At 71.3% G+C, this 19,286-nt stretch carries 14 protein-coding genes; 6 read left to right on the top strand and 8 right to left on the bottom strand.

All coding sequences use genetic code 11. The annotated features are described in order from the left end of the window. Nucleotides 1-210: 210 nt before the first annotated feature. The 5 genes from OHO83_RS04525 to OHO83_RS04505 form a co-directional block, all read right to left on the bottom strand. Nucleotides 211-1,917: a class I adenylate-forming enzyme family protein gene (locus OHO83_RS04525; protein ID WP_330278719.1), complete on the bottom strand. Its 1,707-nt coding sequence runs from the start codon at nt 1,915-1,917 to the stop codon at nt 211-213. A gap of 121 nt (nt 1,918-2,038) precedes the next feature. Beyond that, nucleotides 2,039-2,803: a crotonase/enoyl-CoA hydratase family protein gene (locus OHO83_RS04520; RefSeq protein ID WP_330278718.1), complete on the bottom strand. Its 765-nt coding sequence runs from the start codon at nt 2,801-2,803 to the stop codon at nt 2,039-2,041. Between the two features lie 43 nt (nt 2,804-2,846). Next, the gene (locus OHO83_RS04515; RefSeq protein WP_330278717.1) at nt 2,847-3,773 is read right to left on the bottom strand and encodes an acyl-CoA thioesterase; all 927 of its coding nucleotides are present in this window, start codon (nt 3,771-3,773) and stop codon (nt 2,847-2,849) included. 13 nt (nt 3,774-3,786) lie between these two features. Beyond that, the gene (locus OHO83_RS04510) at nt 3,787-4,953 is read right to left on the bottom strand and encodes a thiolase family protein (protein WP_266678667.1); all 1,167 of its coding nucleotides are present in this window, start codon (nt 4,951-4,953) and stop codon (nt 3,787-3,789) included. A gap of 49 nt (nt 4,954-5,002) precedes the next feature. Next, nucleotides 5,003-6,160 (bottom strand): acyl-CoA dehydrogenase family protein, encoded by a 1,158-nt coding sequence (locus OHO83_RS04505; protein WP_266680208.1) that lies wholly within the window; start codon nt 6,158-6,160, stop codon nt 5,003-5,005. Between the two features lie 268 nt (nt 6,161-6,428). Between OHO83_RS04505 and OHO83_RS04500 the strand changes: the two genes are divergently transcribed. The 3 genes from OHO83_RS04500 (at nt 6,429) to OHO83_RS04490 (ending at nt 10,334) form a co-directional block, all read left to right on the top strand. Then, nucleotides 6,429-7,898: an aldehyde dehydrogenase gene (locus OHO83_RS04500; RefSeq protein WP_266678669.1), complete on the top strand. Its 1,470-nt coding sequence runs from the start codon at nt 6,429-6,431 to the stop codon at nt 7,896-7,898. 25 nt (nt 7,899-7,923) lie between these two features. Further along, complete coding sequence (locus OHO83_RS04495; RefSeq protein ID WP_329432173.1) at nt 7,924-9,000, top strand: zinc-binding dehydrogenase; 1,077 nt, start codon at nt 7,924-7,926, stop codon at nt 8,998-9,000. A gap of 188 nt (nt 9,001-9,188) precedes the next feature. Further along, nucleotides 9,189-10,334 carry a serine hydrolase domain-containing protein gene (locus OHO83_RS04490; protein WP_329432172.1) on the top strand — a complete coding sequence of 382 codons (1,146 nt, stop codon included), beginning with the start codon at nt 9,189-9,191 and terminating at the stop codon, nt 10,332-10,334. Between the two features lie 43 nt (nt 10,335-10,377). Here OHO83_RS04490 and OHO83_RS04485 read toward each other — a convergent pair whose 3' ends face one another. Beyond that, complete coding sequence (locus OHO83_RS04485; RefSeq protein ID WP_329432171.1) at nt 10,378-11,703, bottom strand: MFS transporter; 1,326 nt, start codon at nt 11,701-11,703, stop codon at nt 10,378-10,380. A 153-nt stretch (nt 11,704-11,856) separates the two neighbouring features. Between OHO83_RS04485 and OHO83_RS04480 the strand changes: the two genes are divergently transcribed. The 3 genes from OHO83_RS04480 (at nt 11,857) to OHO83_RS04470 (ending at nt 15,424) form a co-directional block, all read left to right on the top strand. Next, complete coding sequence (locus OHO83_RS04480) at nt 11,857-13,605, top strand: IlvD/Edd family dehydratase (RefSeq protein ID WP_330278716.1); 1,749 nt, start codon at nt 11,857-11,859, stop codon at nt 13,603-13,605. A 51-nt stretch (nt 13,606-13,656) separates the two neighbouring features. Then, on the top strand, nt 13,657-14,592 hold the full coding sequence (locus tag OHO83_RS04475) for a dihydrodipicolinate synthase family protein (RefSeq protein ID WP_266678679.1): 936 nt from the start codon (nt 13,657-13,659) through the stop codon (nt 14,590-14,592). A 112-nt stretch (nt 14,593-14,704) separates the two neighbouring features. Beyond that, on the top strand, nt 14,705-15,424 hold the full coding sequence (locus OHO83_RS04470; protein WP_266678681.1) for a FadR/GntR family transcriptional regulator: 720 nt from the start codon (nt 14,705-14,707) through the stop codon (nt 15,422-15,424). A 149-nt stretch (nt 15,425-15,573) separates the two neighbouring features. Here OHO83_RS04470 and glgB read toward each other — a convergent pair whose 3' ends face one another. Continuing rightward, nucleotides 15,574-17,748, bottom strand: a complete 2,175-nt coding sequence (glgB, locus tag OHO83_RS04465) for a 1,4-alpha-glucan branching enzyme (protein ID WP_330280716.1) — start codon at nt 17,746-17,748, stop codon at nt 15,574-15,576. A 149-nt stretch (nt 17,749-17,897) separates the two neighbouring features. Then, entirely contained in the window at nt 17,898-19,268 is a 1,371-nt protein-coding gene (locus OHO83_RS04460) for a maltokinase N-terminal cap-like domain-containing protein (protein WP_330278715.1), read from the bottom strand. Between the last annotated feature and the right edge of the window lie 18 nt (nt 19,269-19,286).

Here is a 19,286-nt window from a genome sequence, read left to right as displayed (position 1 = left end):
CACTCGTTGACCGGGGCGTGGGCGGTCTCCGAAAGGGCACTCTTTCTCTGTTGCTCCGCAACGTTGCGGAGCCATGAGAAAGGTCTGAGAGCGCAACTGGGGGGTGCGGCAAGCGCGTCGCGGCTGTCCGGGCAACGGAATGATCACGAAATACGGCTGGGCCGGACGGAGTTGTCCACTCCGTCCGGCCCAGCCGTACACCGGGGTGTGTCAGGAGTCGGCCGCCAGCCTGCGCAGCTCCGTCTTGAGGATCTTGCCGGTCGCCGAGAGCGGCAGTTCGTCCACGATCACCACGTCGCGGATCCGCTGGTACGGCGCGACGCGCTCCGCGACGTACGCCATCAACTCCTCGGCCGTGGCACGCGATGCCGGGGTGTCCGCGTCCGTCTTGATCGAGACGAACGCGACCGGGATCTCGCCGTGTTCGGGGTGCAGCCGGCCGACGACGGACACCTGGGCGACGGCCGGGTGCTCCCGCAGGATGTTCTCCAGCGGACCCGGATACACGTTGTAGCCCTTGTAGATGAGCATGTCCTTGGCCCGGCCCACCAGCGAGAGCCAGCCCTGCTCGTCGTACGTGCCGAGGTCGCCGGTGCGCAGCCATCCGTCGACGTACTGGCCCGCGGTGAGTTCCGGGTGGCCGAGGTAGCCGGCCGTGATCTGCGGACCCCTGACCCAGACCTCGCCCTTTTCGCCTGGTGCCATGGCAGTGACGCCGTCCATGTCGCGGATCTCGATCTCGGTGTCGAACAGGGCGAGGCCCGTGCTCCCGGCGGGACGGGGCATCGCCCTGTCGAGGGGGCTTATCGAGACTCCCATGGTGGCTTCCGTCAGGCCGTATCCGTCACTGACGACGGCGCGCGGGAAGACCTCGGCGAGCTCCGCGGCCGCGGCCGGGTTGATGGGGGCCGAGCCGCTGCTGACCAGGCGTACGCACGACAGGTCGCGCTCGCGCACGCCGGGTACGGCGAGGACGGCGTGGCACAGGGCGGGGGAGCCGGTGACCGCGTGCACGCCGAGGCGCTCGATGGTGTCCAGGTAACGCACCGGGTCGAAGCGGCCGAAGACGACCACGGTGAGACCGGCGGCGGCGAAGACGCTCTGGCTGACCATGCCCATGCCATGGAAGAGCGGGGCGATGGAGATGCCGGTGGCGGAGCCGATCGGGATGTGGTGTTCGGTCCTCGCCTCCTCGACATGGTGCAGGGTGATGCGCCCCTGCTCGTCGGCGGCCGGGACGGCGGCGCTGCGCCAGCACGCCACCTGGAGCACGTTCTTGATGAGGTTGCGGTGCAGGACCATGACGGCCTTGGGCACGCCCGTGGTGCCGCCGGTGAAGGCGAGGTGCGCGATCGCGTCCCCGTCCACCGCCGTCGGGGGCGCCACGTCAGCCTTGAGGAGGTCGTCCAACGCGGCTGTGGGGACCGGGAAGGTGACAGGGGCCGGGTCTCCCGCAGGCGCGGGGGCGGCGGCCGTCGCCGGGGCGACGGAGACAAAGCGGACCGTCTCCGAGCCGGCGATCCCCTCGGCCAGCTGGGCCGCGACGGAGGGGTGGGTGAAGACGGCGACCGTGCCCGAGTCGTCGAGCTGGCGGCGCAGCGCGATGGGGGGCTGGGTGGGGTTGACCGGCACGACGGAGGCTCCGGCGAAGAGGATGCCGTAGTAGGAGACCGTGAACCAGATCGAGTTGGGCATGTGGATGGCCACCGCGTCACCCGGGGCGATGCCGTGGGCGCGCAGCCCCTGGGCGACGCGCAGGGCAGCCTCGTACAGCTCCGCGAAGGTGAGGCGTTCGTCGCCGTCGATCAGCGCGGCGCGGTCGGGATAGGCATGGGCGGAACCGGCGAGCAGATCCGCGATCGTGCCGTCGGGGTAGTCGAGGGTGCGGGGCAGCCCGTGGGGCCAGATGGTGGTCATGGCGGAACTCCTTTGTCCAGTCATGCCCGAGCGCGTTGCCTCGGGACTGTAGCTGTGGATGACCCCGGTGCCGTGGAGCTCGACGATGCGTCGCACCAGGCGGGGAGCGGCGGAGAGGCCGTCAGCTGCTGCCCCAGACGGGGGCCCGCTTCTCGGCGAACGCCCGCGCACCCTCCTTGGCGTCCGCCGACGCGAAGACCGGGGCGCAGGCCGCGGTGTTGCGTTCCCAGGCCTCGTCGGCCTTCCAGTCGGCCGACTCCACGACGATCTGCTTGCTGGCCTGCACGGCGAGCGGACCGTTCGCGGCGATCTCCTTCGCGAGGGCCAGGGCACCCGCCAACGCCTCGCCCTGCGCCGTCAGTTCGTTGACCAGGCCGAGCTCGTGGGCGCGCTCGGCGCCGAGGAACGCGCCCGTGAGGGCGTACTGCATCGCGACGTTGTACGGAATCTTCCTGGGCAGGCGCACCAGGCCGCCGCCTGCTGCGATGAGGCCGCGCTTGGTCTCCGGGAGGCCGAACTTCGCGGTCTCGGCGGCGACGACCATGTCGCAGGCCAGGGCGAGTTCCGTGCCTCCGCCGAGCGCGTAGCCCTCGACGGCGGCGATCAGCGGCTTGGCGGGCGGGGTCTCCGTGATCCCGCAGAAGCCGCGCCCGGGGATGCCGGAGCGCTCACCGGCGGCGAGGGCCTTGAGGTCGGCGCCGGCGCAGAACGTGCCGCCGGCCCCCGTGATGACACCGACGACGAGGTCGTCGCGGGCGTCGAGTTCGTCGATGGCCTCGGCGACGGCGTCCGCCACCGCCCGGTTGACGGCGTTGCGGGCCTCGGGGCGGTTGATCGTCACGACGGCGATGCCGTCCGCGAACGAGGTGAGGACCAGATCGGACATGAGAGTTCCTTCGGTGAGGCGTTGAGCTGGGGAAGAAAGGGGTTCAGCGCGCCGGGCGCACCACGGTCTCCTGCACCACATGGGCGATCAGCCCGCCGTCGCGGCTCCACACGTCCGCGAAGGCGAGGCCGCGTCCGTCGCCCGCGGTGGGGCTGCGCTGGGCGAACAGCATCCACTCGTCGGCGCGGAACGGCCGGTGGAACCAGACGGCGTGGTCGAGGGAGGTGAGGAACACCGACGGGGGCTCCTCGCGGAGCATCCGGGGCCGCTCCGTCGACAGGACCGTGGCCGGAGCGAGGAACAGGTCGGAGGCGTACGCCAGGGCGCAGGCGTGCAGCATCGGATCGTCGGGCAACGGTCCGGCTGAGCGCATCCAGAGCTTCTGCTCCGTCAGCCCGGGCGTCGGTTCGCTCGGCCCGGGAACGTAGCGCATCTCCAGGACCCGGCGGAACTCCGCCTGCGCGTAGTCCTCGGGGTTGTTCCGCGACCAGATCTCGTACATGTCGGGCAGCGAACGCGGGTCGGGTGTGTCCGGCATCGCCATCTGGCGGTCCGCGGTCCGCTCCCGCTTCTTGAAGGAGGCGGAGAGGGTGAACACGATCTCACCGCCCTGGACGGCGGTGACCCGGCGCGACAGGTACGACGAGCCGTCCCTGACCCGCTCCACCGAATAGACGAGGGGGCGTGCCGTGTCCCCGGCGCGCAGGAAGTAGCCGTGCAGCGAATGCACGACCCGGTCCTCGGGCACGGTACGGCCCGCGGCCGTGAGGGCCTGGGCGGCGACCTGTCCGCCGAAGGCGCGCAGCGGGATGCCGGCGTGGCACAAGGCGCGGAACAGGTCGCGGTCGAGTTGCTCCAGGTTCAGGAAGCCACCGAAGTCCCCGCCGCGGCCCGGCTCCGTCCCGTTGTCCGGCTCGGTCGTCGCGGTCGTCGCGGTGGTCGCGGTGGTCGCGAGGGGCGTGGCGGGCATCAGGGGCCGTCCTTCAGACGAGTTCGAGGATGGTGGAGTTGGCCATGCCGCCGCCCTCGCACATGGACTGGAGCCCGTAGCGGATGCCGTTGTCGCGCATGTGGTGGACGAGCGTGGTCATGATGCGGGCGCCCGAGCCGCCGATGGGGTGGCCGATGGCCATGGCGCCGCCGAGCGGGTTCATCCGCTCGTAGTCGGCGCCGGTCTCGCGCAGCCAGGCCAGGGTGACCGAGGCGAACGCCTCGTTGATCTCGAACGCGCCGATGTCGTCGATGGACAGGCCAGCCTTCTTGAGCGCCTTGGCGGTGGCCGGGATGGGGCCCTTGAGCATGGTGACCGGGTCGGTGCCGGCGACCACGGCGGTGTGGACGCGGGCCATGGGGGTCCAGCCCTGCGCCTTCGCGAACTCGCTGGTCGTCACCAGCAGCGCACCGGTGCCGTCGGAGACCTGCGAGGCGTTGCCCGCGGTGATGGTGCCGTCCTCCTTGAAGGCGGGCTTGAGGCCGGCGAGCTTGTCCAGGGTGGAGCCGCGGCGCACGCCCTCGTCGGTGTCGAAGACGCGGGTGGTGCCGTTCTCGTCGGTGACCGTGATCGGGGCGATCTGGTCCTTGAAGCGGCCCTCGTCGACGGACCTGGCGGCGCGGGCGTGGGAGTCCAGGCCGTGCTGGTCCATCTCGGTGCGGGTGATGCCGTACTCGTCGGCGATCATCTGTGCACCTATGCCCTGGTTGAAGCGGATGCCGTCGTAGCGGTCGAAGACGTCGGGGCCGAAGGGCTCGCCGAACGAGCCGTCGCCGCGCGTGGTGCCGAGGGGCAGCCGGCTCATGATCTCGACACCGCCTGCCACGGCCACGTCGTACTGGCCGGAGATCACCCCTGCCGCGGCCTGGTGCACGGCCTGCTGCGAGGAGCCGCACTGGCGGTCGACGGTGACCGCCGGGACGGACTCGGGCCAGCCCGCGGCCAGTACGGCTGCGCGGCCGACGCAGCCGGCCTGCATGCCGACCGCCGAGGCGCAGCCCCAGATCACGTCGTCGACGAGGGCCGGGTCGAATCCGACGCGCTCGACCAGGGCGTTCAGCACATGGGCGGAGAGCGAGGCGGAGTGCAGTCGCGAGAGCGAGCCGCCGCGCTTGCCGACGGGGGTGCGTACGGCGTCGACGATCACTGCGTCGCGCATGGGGTCCTCCTGGGGAGCCTGAGGGAGAGAGGGGTGGGGGAGCGGGGGCTCAGAGCCCGAGGTCCTTGGCGATGATCGTCTTCATGACCTCGCTGGTCCCGGCGTAAATCCGGTTGACGCGGGTGTCCGCGTAGAGGCGCGCGATCGGGTATTCGAGCATGTAGCCGTAACCGCCGTGCAGTTGGAGGCACTTGTCGACAACGCGGCCCGCGACCTCCGTGCAGAAGAGCTTGGCCTTGGCGGCGTCGGCGGGAGCAAGTTCGCCCGCCGCGTGCTCCTCCAGGGCGCGGTCCACGAGGGCCTGCGCGGCCTCGACCTCGGTGGCGCACTCGGCGAGCACGAACTTGGTGTTCTGGAACGCGGCGACCGGCTTGCCGAAGACCTGACGTTCGCTGACGTACTCCTTGGCGAAGCCGATGGCGCCGGCCGCGTTGGCGTAGGCGTTGATGGCGGCGCCGAGGCGTTCCACCGCGAGGTTGTGGGTGAGGTAGGTGAAGGCCGCGCCCTCCTGGCCGAGCAGGTCGCCCACTGGCACCTTGACGTCGGTGAAGGACAGCTCTGCGGTGTCCTGCGCGCGCAGGCCGATCTTGTCCAGCTTGCGTCCCACGGCGAAGCCCTCGGCCGTCGTGTCCACGCACAGGATCGAGAGGCCGCCGCGGCGGTCGGCGGGGTCGTACGCGGCGGTGCGGCACACGACCAGGATCAGGTCGGCCTGTGCTCCGCCGGTGATGAACGTCTTGGCGCCGTCGAGGACGTAGTGCGTGCCGTCGTCGGAGAGCCTGGCGCGGGTGGCGATGGCGGCCAGGTCGGAGCCGGTGCCGGGCTCGGTCATGGCGATCGCCGTCATGATCTCGCCGGACAGGAAGCCCGGCAGCCAGCGCTTCTTCTGCTCCTCGCTGCCGAACTCGAGCAGGTAGGGAAGCACCAGGCAGGTGTGCACGGATTCCGCGCCGAACCCGACGCCCGCGCGCCCGCACTCCTCGCGGATCACGGCTTGGTACGTGAAGTCGGTGACACCCGCGCCGCCGTACTCCTCCGGCACGTTGATGCCGAAGACGCCGAGGTCGCCGAGCTTTCGGTACAGGTCGCGGGGGACGTGACCCTGCCGCTCCCAGTCCGCGTAGTGGGGGGCGACCTGCTCGGCGATGAACTCGCGGACGGTCGTCCGGAATGCCTCGTGGTCCTTGGTGAACACCCTGCGACGCACGGTCACGGTTCCTTCCTCGCGTGTCCGGCGCACTCGCCGAACGACCCCTAAGTTAATCCGCAATAACCTGCCTGTCCAGGGTGTCGAGGTGTCCGGCAGGTATGGACTTGGTGGTTAGTGTGGATTAACTTGCTCGCTACGTGGCCTGGTATTCATGCCCTCCTGGTGCGTCCATGGACAGGAGGCCGTTCACTTCCGTCGACTGTCCTGGACGTCTCACGAATCCGGCCGGAACCCCGGCATGCGCAAAGAAGCGAGGACCAAGCACATGACCGACAGCAACGCCGTCGTGGAACACCGCACGCTCTTCATCGGCGGCCGCTGGGCCGAGCCGGCCGGCCCCGACACCATCGAGGTGATCTCGCCGGTGACCGAGCGGGTCGTCGGCCGTGTGCCGCACGCGACGCCCGAGGACGTGGACCGCGCGGTCGCCGCCGCCCGCGAGGCGTTCGACCACGGCCCGTGGCCGCGGCTCCCGCTCAAGGAGCGCATCGAGGTCGTCACCCGCATCAAGGACGCGCTAGCCGCCCGCCACCAGGAGCTCGCCGAGCTGGTCACGCTGCAGAACGGCTCGCCCATGCTGTTCTCGGTGCGCGGCCAGGCCCTGTCCGCGGTCGGCGCCTTCGGTACGGCCATCGCCGCCGCCGGGCGCTTCCAGGAGGAGGACGAGCGCCAGGGCGCCGGCGGACCCGTCCTCGTACGCCGCGAGCCCGTCGGCGTCGTCGCCGCGATCACGCCGTGGAACGTGCCCCAGATGACGATCGCGGGCAAGCTCGCCCCGGCCCTGCTCGCGGGCTGCACCGTCGTCCTCAAGCCGTCCCCGGAGACTCCGCTCGACGCGCTGTGGCTGGCGCAGGTGTGCGCCGATGCCGGACTGCCGGAGGGTGTGCTGAGCGCCCTGCCGGCCGACCGCGAGACCAGTTCCTACCTGGTGGCGCACCCGGGCATCGACAAGGTCGCCTTCACCGGATCGGTCGGCGCCGGCAAGGCGATCATGGCCGCCGCGGCCCAGAACCTCACCCGGGTTTCCCTGGAGCTGGGCGGGAAGTCCGCCGCGATCATCCTGGACGACGCGGACCTGGCCGTCGCCGTGCCCGCCATCGTTGGCGGCACCTGCGCCGCCAACAGCGGCCAGGCGTGCGTCGCGCTCACCCGCGTCCTCGTGCCCGCCGCCCGCTACGACGAGGTGGCGGCCGTCCTGGCCGGTGCCTTCGCCGGACTCAAGGTCGGAGACCCGTCCGACCCGGGGACCGTGGTCGGCCCCATGGTGACGAAGAAGCAGCAGGAGCGGAACCTCGACTACATCCGCATCGGTCAGGAGGAGGGAGCCAAGGTCCTCACCGGCGGCGGCGTCCCCTCGGGCCTGACCACCGGCTGGTACGTCGAGCCGACCCTGTTCGGCGACGTCACCAACGACATGCGCATCGCCCGCGAGGAGATCTTCGGCCCGGTCGTGTGCCTCATCCGCTACGAGACCGAGGACGAGGCCGTCGCCCTCGCCAACGACTCCGAATTCGGCCTGTCCGGAGCCGTGTTCAGTGCCGACGAGGAGCGGGCCACCGAGGTCGCCCGCAAGGTGCGCACCGGGACCATCACGGTCAACGGCTTCCGCCTCGACCTGGCCGCCCCCTTCGGCGGCTACAAGAACTCCGGCATCGGCCGCGAGTTCGGCCTCGAGGGCCTCTCGGCCTACTTCGAGTACAAGACCGTCAACCTCCCTGCTCCTGCCAAGGCCTGACCCGACCCCTCCCGAGGAGAACACCGTGCACGCAGCAATCCTGCACCACACCGGAGACGACACCCTGGACGTCAGGGACGTCGAGACCGTCTCCTTCGGCCCCGGCCGGGTCCGCGTCAAGATGCACAAGGCCGGCCTGTGCCACTCCGACGTGTCGGCGATGAGCGGGGTGCTCCAGCACCCGGCGCCGTTCATCCCCGGCCACGAGGGCGCGGGCGAGGTCGTCGAGGTCGGCGAGGGCGTCACCCACGTCAAGCCCGGCGACCGCGTCATCGTCTGCTGGATGCCGCCCTGCGACGTCTGCTCGTCCTGCAAGAGGGGCGAGGGGCACATGTGCCGCAGCGGCTACCGCAACCTCGGCAACCCCAACTTCAAGGACGGCGAGACGATCGTCCCCGGCATGCTCGGCGCCGGCACGTTCGCCGAGGAGACGGTCATCGCGGCGTACGCGGCGATCCCGATCCCGGACGACGTCCCCTACGAGATCGCCGCCCTGATCGGCTGCGGTGTCACCACCGGCATCGGCGCCGCCCTCAACACGGCCAAGGTGAAACCCGGTTCGTCGGTCGTCGTGATCGGACTCGGCGGCGTCGGCATCAGCATCCTCCAGGGTGCCAAGGTCGCCGGGGCGGCGCGGATCATTGCCGTCGACCCGACCGCCAACCGCCGCGAGATGGCCCTGAAGTTCGGCGCCACCGAGGCCGTCGCGCCCGAAGAGCTGCCGGACGCCGTCAAGCGCCTGACCGGCGGCTTCGGCTTCGACTACGCCTTCGAGGCGGTCGGCAGCCCCGGCGCGCTGCGCGCCGCCTACGACGCGACCCGCCTCGGTGGCACGGTGTGCCTGGTCGGCGCCGGCTCCCGCACGGACCTGCCCGACATCAGCATGGGCGAACTCGTCATGAGCGAGAAGGCGATCCTGCCCTCGTTCTACGGCGGCGACGACATCCGCCGCACCTACGCCACGATCATCGACCTGTGGCGCGCGGGCCGCATCGACCTGGACTCGATGATCACGCACCACGTGCCGCTGACGGAGATCAACGAGGCGCTGCGCCAGATGCACACCGGTGAGGCGCTGCGCACGATCATCGATATCGCGTAACGCACTGCGAGGTGCCGGGGCCCACTGCGGTGCGCCCCGGCACTTCGGCATGGCCGGCCGTGGTCGCGCGTAAATCGTTCGAGACGCGCGACATCCCCCCGTACCGTGATCGTTTCGACAACCGGGGTCGTACGGCAGCAGCTTGCTGCGGTGGTCCCGCGCCACGACCACGCGGAGGACGGGACACGATGGGGCAGCACCACGGATGGGCCGACGAACGATTCGGGGACGTCGCCGACGTGTTCGCGCGGAACTTCGACGAGTTTCCCGAACTCGGCGCGGCGGTCACGGTGTTCGCGGGCGGACGCAAGGTCGTCGACCTGTGGGGCGGGGTCGCAGACGCGCGGACCGGGCGCGCGTGGGAACAGGACACCGTCGTCCCGGTCTTCTCCTGCGCCAAGGGACTCGTGAGCCTCAGTGCCCATCTCCTCGCGCAGGAAGGGAAGTTGGATCTCGACGCCCCGGTCGGCCGGTACTGGCCGGAGTTCGCGCAGCAGGGCAAGGAGGACATCACCTGCCGCATGGTCCTCGGGCACCGCGCGGGAATCCCCGCCCTCGACCGGGTGCTCGGCTTCGACGAGATCGCCGAATGGACGCCGGTGACCCGCGCGATCGAGGACCAGAAGCCGCTGTGGGAGCCGGGCACCGCGTACGAGTACCACGGCCACGTCTTCGGGTTCGTGATCGGTGAGGTGATCCGGCGCATCACCGGCCTCACTCCGGGCGCGTACTTCCGGCGCACGGTCGGTGACCCGCTGGGCCTGCGGGCCTGGATCGGGCTGCCGGCCGAGGAGTTGGGCACGCCGGCCCGGCTCGCCGAGGCCGAGGGGCGGCCCGGGATGCCCGGCCCGGAGCACCTGCTGACCCGCATCGTGACGATGAACGGCGCGCTCGTCTTCCCGGGCCTCGACGAGCCGCACGGCTGGAACGACCCCGAGCTGCACGCCATGGAACTCCCCGGGGCCGGTGTCGTCGCCTCCGCGAGCGGCCTCGCCGGGCTCTACGCGGCGGCGGTCACCGGTGTCGACGGCCGGGAACGGCTGCTCACGGCCGACACGGTGACCGACGCGCTGCGCGAGGTGTCCTCCGGTGAGGGCTGGCTCGGCTTCGACGCCGGTGCGCGCTGGGGATCGGGCTTCCTGCTCGACTCGCCGTCGTTCCGCCCGATGCTCGGCGCCCGCAGCTTCGGGAACGACGGCGCCGGAGGCCAATTCGCCTTCGGTGACGACGAGTTCGGGGTCGGCTTCGCCTATGTGGCCAACCGCATGATCGGCCACGGTGACGCCCGGGCCAACGGCCTGATCACGTCGGTGCGGGAGTGTCTCGGGGAGTGAGGTGGGCCGTGGGGCGGCCATCTCGGCCGCCCCACCCCGAGCCTCAGACCTTTGCGCGCCCCTCAGGGGCCGGCGATGCGTCCGGCGACGCATGCGCCACCACAGGCCCGCCCTCGATCAGCCGCCGGATCCCCGGTGTGGCGACGGCCGCGATGACCATGGCGGCGACCAGGAACCACAGGCCGCCCACGGCCGACCCCGTGCGGTCGACGACCACGCCGATTCCCATCGGCCCGAAGCCGCCGCCCAGATTGCCCACGGCGTTGATCACCGCGATGCCGGAGGCCGCCTGAATTCCCGTCAGGAAGCGTGAGGGGAGCGACCACAGCACCGGCTGCCCCGCGAAGATGCACATCGCGGCCACGCTGATGAAGGCCATCTGCAGCACGTGGTTGCCGGTCAGGGCGCTGGCAGCGAGACCGAGGGCGCCGAGGGCGGCGGTGCCCGCGATCCACGGGTAGCGGGTGCCGCTGCGGTCCGCGAGTTTCGGCACGACGTACAGGCCGATGGCCACGAAGACGTACGGGACGGCGGTGATGAAGCCGGTGGCCGTCGTGGAGAGGCCGCCGAAGCCGTCGACGATCGTGGGCAGCCAGAAGCTCAGTCCGTAGGCGCCGAGCGGGAAGCACAGGTAGAAGAGCGACAGCAGGACGACGCGCCTGTCGCGCAGCGCGCGCAGCGGGCTGCCGTGTCCGCGCTCGCCCAACGCGTCCGCCTCGGCGGCGAGTTCACGGGCGATCCAGGCCCGGTCCTCGGCCGCGAGCCAGCGCACGCCGTCGGGGCCGTCGGGCAGGAGCCGCAGGGTGACGAAGCCGAGCACGATCGCCGGCACGCCCGTCGCGATGAAGATCCACTGCCAGCCCTCCAGCCCGAACGTGCCGTCGAGGTCGTCGAGCGCGCCCATCACGGGGTTGCCGATGATGAAGGCGAGCGGCGCGGACATCATGAACCAGCCGGTCATGCGCGCCCGGTAGCGGTACGGGTACCACTTGGTGAGGTAGTAGAGGACTCCGGGGTAGAAGCCGGCCTCGGCGACGCCGAGCAGGAAGCGCGCGGCGTAGAACTGCCAGTCGTTGCTGACCAGCGCCGTCAGTACGGTCACCACGCCCCAGCTGAGCATGATGCGGGTGAACCAGCGGCGCGCGCCGAAGCGGTCGAGGTAGACGTTGCTGGGCACCTCGAAGATCGCGTACGCGATGAAGAACGCCACCTGGCCGAAGGTGAACGCGGCGTTGGACAGGCCGAGTTGGTCCTGGAGCGTCAGCTTGGCGAAGCCCACGTTCGACCGGTCTATGTACGCCACCAGATACAGCAGGACCAGGAACGGCATCAGCCGCCAGGTCACCGCCTTCATGACTGTCGATTCCACGGCTCTCCCACGTCGTTCGTGCCGGATCCGCGTCGATCCTCTGGACACGCCGGGACCGTATCGTGATTTGATAGCACCATTGAAGGGGTGCGTCGGACACGGCTTGATCACGGCCGCCGTCACGGCCCCGGCATCGCACCGGAAGGACCACACATGGCCGCGCTCGAACCCACGCCCGCCGACAGCGAGGCGCCGCTGCGCTCCCGCGCCTGGTTCGGCGACGGAGGCAAGAACGGCTTCATCTCCCGCCACCACCTGCGCGCGACGGGCCGCGGCGGTCACAACTTCGACGGCCGCCCGGTCATCGGCATCTGCAACACCTTCTCCGAACTGACGCCCTGCAACGGCCACCTCCAGCTCATCGCGGACGCCGTGAAGCGCGGCGTCCTCCAGGCCGGCGGCTTCCCCCTCGAATTCCCCGCCATGTCCCTGGGTGAGCCGTTCCTGCGCCCCACCTCGATGCTCTACCGCAACCTCGCCGCGATGGAGATCGAGGAACAGATACGGGCCAACCCCCTGGACGCCGTCGTCCTGCTCACCGGCTGCGACAAGACCACCCCCGCCGCCCTCATGGGCGCCGCGAGCGCGGGCGTCCCCGCGATCGTCTTCACCGGCGGCCCGATGCTCAACGGGCGCTTCCAGGGCCGCAACGTCGGCTCGGGCACGGACATCTGGCGCATGACCGAGGAACTGCGGGCCGGGACCATCACCCAGGAGGAGTTCACCGAGTTCGAGAGCTCCCTCAACCGCAGCGCCGGTCACTGCATGACGATGGGCACCGCCTCCACCATGGCGTGCCTGACCGAGGCCCTCGGCATGATGCTCCCCGGCGGCTCGGGCCTGCCCGCGGTCGACGCACGCCGCGGCACCCTCGCCGAGGAGACCGGCGCCCGCGCCGTCGCACTCGCCGGCAGCGACCTCACCCCGGCGCGCATCATGACGCGCGCCGCCTTCGAGAACGCCATCCGGATCAACGCGGCCATCGGCGGCTCCACCAACGCCGTCGTCCACCTCCTCGCCATCGCGGGCCGCCTCGGCGTGCCGCTCGCCCTCGACGACTTCGACCGTCTCGGCGCCGAACTTCCGCTGCTCATCGACCTGATGCCGTCGGGGCGCTTCCTCATGGAGGAGTTCGCGTACGCCGGCGGACTGCCCGCGCTCGTCAACGACCTGCGCGACCAGCTCCACCGCGACACGGTCACCGTCACCGGACGCGGCCTCGTCGACAACTGCGAGGGCGCACAGGTCCACGACCGCGAGGTGATCCGCCCCATGGACCGCCCGGTGCAGCCCGCCGGCACCGGCACCGCCGTCCTGCGCGGCAACCTCGCGCCGAACGGCGCCGTCATCAAGCAGTCGGCCGCCGGCCCGAAGCTGCTCAGCCACACCGGGCCCGCGCTCGTCTTCGACTCCCTGGAGGACTACCTCGCCGTCGCCGAGGACCCCGACCTGGACGTCACGGCCGACACCGTCCTCATCGTCCGCAACACCGGCCCCAAGGGCTACCCCGGTATGCCCGAGGTCGGCAACCTCCAGCTCCCGAAGAAGCTCCTGGACGCAGGGGTGCGCGACATGGTCCGCATCTCCGACGCCCGCATGTCCGGCACCGCCTTCGGCACCTGTGTCCTGCACGTCGCGCCCGAGGCCGCGGTCGGCGGCCCGCTCGCCCTCGTACGCACGGGGGACGACGTACGCCTCGACGTGCCCGCGCGACGCCTCGACGTACTGGTCGAGGACGCCGAACTGGAACGGCGCCGCAGCGAGTGGCAGCCGCCGACGCCGCCCGCCGACCGTGGCTGGACCTACCTGTACACCCAGCACGTCACCCAGGCCGACACCGGCGTGGACCTCGACTTCCTGGTGGGTGCCAGCGACTCCGCCGCGCCCCGCCAGGCCTTCTGAGGGACCGTCATGAGCACTGAGGAAGCAGAAAAGTTGACGAAAGATCCGAAGATGCCGACGAAGGACGTCGACTCCCTCGTCCGCGGTGTCTCGCCCGTACTCGAGGTCCCCTTCCGCGACGACGGCGCCCTCGACCCCGACGGCTTCGCCACGGTCGTCGAACGCGTCCTCGACACCGGCGTCGGCTCCGTGATGTTCCCGGGCTTCGCGAGCGAGTTCCACAAGCTCGACGCGGGCGAGCGGGACCTGCTCACCGGTCTTCTCCTGGAGCGCACGCGCGACCGGACGGACGCCGCCGCGATCGTGTCCGTCCCCGACCACGCCACCCGGCACGCTGTCGCCCAGGCCGTCAGCGCCGCCGAGCGCGGGGCCGACGCGGTCAACGTCCTGCCACCGCACTTCCTCGGCCCATCACGGGACGCCGTGCTCACCCACGTACGGTCGGTGCTCGCCGCAGTGGACCCACTGCCCGTCGTCGTCCAGTACGCCCCCGCCCAGACAGGCACCGCCCTGGACGCGGCCACCCTGCACACCCTCGCCGCGGAACACCCCAATCTCCGCTGGGTGAAGGTCGAGTCGGCGCCGCCCGGACGCCTCATCGCGGCGCTGGCCCAGGGAGAGCGCCCGCTGCCCGCCCTGGTCGGATACGCCGGACTCCAGCTCCCCGACGCCCTGCGCCGCGGCGCGATCGGCGTCCAGCCGGGCTGCTCCTTCACGGAGTTGTACGTGGAGCTGTGGCGCCGCTGGGAGCGCGGCGACGAGACGGGCGCCGTCGACCTGCACACCCGTATGACGCCGTACCTCTCCTACTGGATGCAGGGCGTCGAGCTGATCGTCGCGGCGGAGAAGGAGATATCCGTGCGCCGCGGCTGGTTCGGCTCCGCGCACTGCAGGGCACCCGGGCACACCCTGGACAGCGAGGAGATCGCCACGATCGACCGGTTCTGCGCCGAGTTCGCCGAAATGGTGCCTGAGCTGCTGCGATGATGCCGCTGGCAGGGCACACCCAGTGCTCCGATTCCCGCCGGAGGTGTGACAATCGACAACGCACCGGACGGGATCACCGGCACGCGATGCACACGACGACACAGGGAGTGGCGTGGAACTTCAGGGCCTGCACGGGCAGGTGGTCGACCGGATCGGCCTGTCCCTCGCGGCGGACGAGATCCGCGCCGGGGAGGTCCTGCGCCTGGAGGACGTCCAGGAGCGGTACGGCGTCTCACGCACGGTCGCGCGCGAGGCCGTCCGGGTGCTCGAGTCCAAGAGGGCGGTGACCAGCCGCCCGCGTATCGGCATCACGGTCCGCCCGATGCCCGAGTGGAACCTCTACGACCCCCAGGTCATCCGCTGGCGCCTCGCCTCACCCCGCCGCGAGGTCCAGCTGCGCGAACTGGCCGAGCTGCGCGCCGCGGTGGAGCCCTCCGCAGCGGCCCTCGCCGCGGCGAGCGGTGACGCGGAGGCCCGGCAGGCTCTGTCGGAGCACGCCCGCGCCATGGCGAGCGCGGCCCGGAGCGGCGACAGTGCCGGCTTCGTCGAGGCGGACGCGGCCTTCCACCGAGCGCTGCTCGGGGCATCGGGCAACGGCATGTTCGCCCAGCTCGCGGAGGTGACGGAGGAACTCCTCGTGGCCCGCCGCGAGCTGTCCCTGATGCCGCACGACATCGACATGGCGGCAGTGCGCCGCCACCAGGAGGTGGCCGAAGCGGTGGCCGCGGGCCGCTCGGCCGAAGCGGCGCAAGCGGTGACGGCCATCGTCAACGCCGCCCACAGCGAGGTCGAAGACCTGCTGGCGGGCGGATCCTGCGGGTACGGGGTCTGAGGGGAGACGCAACCAGCCCCTTGATCGCTCACCGGGCGACGCCCGGGCTCTGATGTCACCCTGCCGCCCGGGAGCCGGTGCGGCCGACCTCCCGGCGGCCGTGGCCGCCGCCCCGCGTGCGGCGGCGGCTTCGGGCGACGTCTCGACGGTCAGGCCGGACGCAGCCACACCGTCGCCAGTGGCGGCACCGTCAGACGGAGCGAGACGGGCCGGCCGTGGCTCGGTTCCGGGTCCGGCTTGAGGACACCGGAGTTGACGACGCCGCCGCCGCCGTACCGCGCCGCGTCCGTGTTGAGGACCTCGGACCAGCCGGGGACCGAGTCGGGCACGCCGAGCCGGTAGTCCTCGCGGACCGCAGGGGAGAAGTTGCACACGGCCAGCAGGGGAGTGCCGTCCGCCGCGAACCGGAGGAAGGCGAGGACGTTGTCGTCGGCCGCGTCCGCGGTGATCCACGAGAACCCGGCGGGCGTGGTGTCCCGTTCCCACAGGGCGGGAGCGGCCGCGTACTCGTGGTTGAGGTCACGCACCAGGTCGAGAACTCCACGGTGGTCCGGCTCGGCGTCGTAGGCCGGGTCGAGGAGCCACCAGTCCGGGCCGTGCGCCTCCGACCACTCGGCTCCCTGGGCGAACTCCTGCCCCATGAACAGGAGTTGCTTGCCGGGGTGGGCCCACATGAAACCCAGGTACGCGCGGTGGTCGGCGCGCCGCTGCCACCAGTCACCGGGCATCTTCGACACGAGGGCGCGCTTGCCGTGCACCACTTCGTCGTGCGAGAGAGGAAGGAGATAGTTCTCGCTGTAGGCGTACACCATCGAGAACGTCAGCTCGTTGTGGTGGTACTTGCGGTGCACGGGCTCGTGCACGATGTACGCGAGCGAGTCGTGGCTCCAGCCCATGTTCCACTTCAGGCCGAAGCCGAGGCCACCGAAACCGCCGGGGCCGGTGTGGTGGGTCTGCCGCGTGACGCCGTCCCAGGCGGTCGACTCCTCCGCGATGGTGACGACACCGGGGCAGCGCCGGTACACCGTCGCGTTCATCTCCTGGAGGAAGGCCACGGCATCGAGGTTCTCGCGGCCGCCGTGCTCGTTCGGCGACCACTGTCCTTCCTCACGCGAGTAGTCGAGGTAGAGCATGGAGGCCACGGCGTCGACCCGCAGGCCGTCGATGTGGAACTCCTCGCACCAGTACACGGCGTTGGCCACCAGGAAGTTGCGGACCTCCTTGCGACCGTAGTCGAACTCGAGGGTGCCCCAGTCGGGGTGCTCGGCGCGGCGCGGGTCCTGCGGCTCGTACAGGGCGGTGCCGTCGAAGCCCGCCAGCGCCCAGTCGTCCTTCGGGAAGTGAGCCGGCACCCAGTCCACGATCACGCCGATCCCCGCCTGGTGGAGGGTGTCGACGAGGTGGCGGAAGTCGTCGGGGGAGCCCATGCGGGACGTCGGGGCGTAGAAGCCGGTGCCCTGGTAGCCCCACGACCCGCCGAAGGGATGCTCCGCCACCGGCATGAACTCGACGTGCGTGAAGCCCAGATCGCTCACATAGGAGGCGAGCCGGTCAGCGAGCTGGCGGTAGTTCAGTCCCGGGCGCCAGGACGGCAGATGCACCTCGTACACCGAGAAGGGCGCCTCGTGCACCGGCCGCTGCCCGCGCCGCTCCATCCACGCCGCGTCCCCCCACGTGTGGGACGACTCCGTCACGACGGACGCGGTCGCGGGCGGCACCTCCGTACGCCGGGCCAGGGGGTCCGCGCGTACGGTGTGCGAACCGTCGGGGCGGGTGATGTCGAACTTGTACAGCGTTCCCTCGCCGATGCCCGGCAGGAACAGCTCCCACACGCCCGACGAACCGAGCGACCGCATCGGGAACGCCGTGCCGTCCCAGGCGCAGAAGTCACCGCAGACGCGCACGCCCCGGGCGTTCGGCGCCCACACCGTGAACCGGGTACCCGCGACCCCTTCGTGCGTCATCGGCTGGGCGCCGAGAGCGGTCCACAGCTCCTCGTGCCGCCCCTCGCCGATCAGATGCAGGTCGAACTCCCCGAGCGCGGGCAGGAAGCGATAGGGGTCCTCGACCTCCCGCTCGTCCCCGTCGTACGTCACGAGCAGCGTGTACGCGGGAATCGCGTCGAGCGGCAGCACCGCGGTGAACAGACCGTCACCCTCGTCGTGCAGCTCCAGGCGCCGGCCCTCGACCGACACGGCGACGGCCTGGGCGTACGGCCGCAGCACCCGGAACGCGACACCGCCGTCCACCGGGTGCACGCCCAGCAGGGAGTGCGGGTCGTGATGCTGACCCCACAGGAGACGTCCGCGGTCCGATTCGTCCATCGCGGGGGCGGGCGGGACGGTGAGGCGACCGGGGCCCAGCTTGCCGGGCTTGGCAGTCTTGGGGGCGGAGGTTTTGCGAGCTGCCACGGTTTTGTCTCCTCGGGCGGGATGGGTTCGGCAGGCGGACGGCGAGGTTGCCGCCGCCTGGGTCAACGGGGTTCGGCGAGGCGGCTGATCGCCGCCATCGGGACGGGCAGCCAGTCGGGCCGGTGCCGCGCCTCGTACAGGACTTCGTAAAGGGCGCGGTCCGTCTCGTAGGCGCGGAGCAGGTCGGGTTCCTCGCGCGGGTCCGACTTCGACTCGGCCGCGTAGCCGGCGCAGTACGCGTCCCGGCAGCGCAGCGACCACTCCGGCCGCCAGGGCAGGCGGGTGCGGGCCGCGTAGTCGAAGGAGCGGAGCATGCCCGCGACATCGCGTACGGGGGACTGCGCGTGGCGGCGTTCGGCGAGCGGGCGGGCCGGCTCGCCCTCGAAGTCGATGACGAACCACTGCTGCCCCGACCACAGCACCTGACCCAGATGGAGGTCGCCGTGGATGCGCTGCGCGGGTCGCGCCACGTCGACGAGCGCGAACGCGTCGAACGCGGCGCGCAGCCCCGGCGCGTGCGGGAGCAGCGCGGGCACGGAGCGGGCCGTGGATTCGAGGCGCTCGGTCATCGCGGCGGCGAGGCGCCGGTTGCGGTGGGGCTCAGGTGCGTCGACGGGGAAGGCCGCGGTCAGCGCGAGATGGACCTCGGCGGTCGCCCGTCCCAGTTCGTACGCCTCGTCGGTGAAGTCCCTGCCGGAGGAGAGGGACCGGAGCGCGAGGGTCCAGCCGTCGTCCGCGTCGGGCAGGAACGGCTGGAGGACGCCGAGTGTCGCCTGCTGGGGCTGCGACGTACGGAACCAGGCCACGGGTCCCGGCACGCGGGTGCAGCCCTGCCGGGCGAGCGCCTGCGGCACCTCCAGATCCGGGTTGACGCCGGCCTGGACACGTCGGAAGACCTTCAGGATGTACGAATCCCCGTACACCAGCGACGTGTTGGACTGCTCGGCGTCGAGGACGCGCGGCGTGAGCCCCGCGGGCACGGTGACCTGCGGGTCGCGTTCGAAGCGCAGGGGGCCCGCCGCGCCCGGGTGGCGCAGCCGCTCGAGGAGCAGCCCGGCCGAGCGGGGCTCCTGGAAGGCGTCGTACACCATGAGACCGGTCAGCGGGCCCTCGGTCGCGCGGCCGATGAAGGCGGGCGCGAGCGAGGGCGGCAGCATCTCCCTCACACCGAGCAGGAGTTGGTAGAGATTGTCGGCGGGGGGCGTGCCCGAGCCGGTGCGGGTCACCTGCTCGGCGTGCTCGGCGCGCACCAGCAGGTGCAGGCAGCCCGGGTGCAGCTCGGTCATCGAGGCCAGGGTCAGTCCGGTGACGGGCCGGCCCTTTCCCGCGAACCAGCGCTGCCGGGGGAGCCATTCGTGGAGCAGACCGGCGAGTGAGTTCAGCAGCAGAGAGGGGCTGACGCCGGTCGGACTCTGCAGTGCGGCCTTGGGCATGGCGACGACTCCTTTCGA

The sequence above is a fragment of the Streptomyces sp. NBC_00569 genome (genome assembly GCF_036345255.1).
GTDB lineage: Bacteria > Actinomycetota > Actinomycetes > Streptomycetales > Streptomycetaceae > Streptomyces.
The sequence above is the reverse complement of the archived record's forward strand: the minus strand, read 5'-3'. Positions and strand labels throughout refer to the sequence as shown.

What these genes read in the sequence shown, in the direction of transcription:
- OHO83_RS04460 (WP_330278715.1), bottom strand. Translation starts at nt 19,268, where the DNA reads ATGCCCAAGGCCGCACTGCAGAGTCCGACCGGCGTCAGCCCCTCTCTG.
- OHO83_RS04515 (WP_330278717.1), bottom strand. Translation starts at nt 3,773, where the DNA reads ATGCCCGCCACGCCCCTCGCGACCACCGCGACCACCGCGACGACCGCG.
- OHO83_RS04500 (WP_266678669.1), top strand. Translation starts at nt 6,429, where the DNA reads ATGACCGACAGCAACGCCGTCGTGGAACACCGCACGCTCTTCATCGGC.
- OHO83_RS04510 (WP_266678667.1), bottom strand. Translation starts at nt 4,953, where the DNA reads ATGCGCGACGCAGTGATCGTCGACGCCGTACGCACCCCCGTCGGCAAG.
- OHO83_RS04490 (WP_329432172.1), top strand. Translation starts at nt 9,189, where the DNA reads ATGGGGCAGCACCACGGATGGGCCGACGAACGATTCGGGGACGTCGCC.
- glgB (WP_330280716.1), bottom strand. Translation starts at nt 17,748, where the DNA reads ATGGACGAATCGGACCGCGGACGTCTCCTGTGGGGTCAGCATCACGAC.
- OHO83_RS04520 (WP_330278718.1), bottom strand. Translation starts at nt 2,803, where the DNA reads ATGTCCGATCTGGTCCTCACCTCGTTCGCGGACGGCATCGCCGTCGTG.
- OHO83_RS04475 (WP_266678679.1), top strand. Translation starts at nt 13,657, where the DNA reads ATGCCGACGAAGGACGTCGACTCCCTCGTCCGCGGTGTCTCGCCCGTA.
- OHO83_RS04525 (WP_330278719.1), bottom strand. Translation starts at nt 1,917, where the DNA reads ATGACCACCATCTGGCCCCACGGGCTGCCCCGCACCCTCGACTACCCC.
- OHO83_RS04480 (WP_330278716.1), top strand. Translation starts at nt 11,857, where the DNA reads ATGGCCGCGCTCGAACCCACGCCCGCCGACAGCGAGGCGCCGCTGCGC.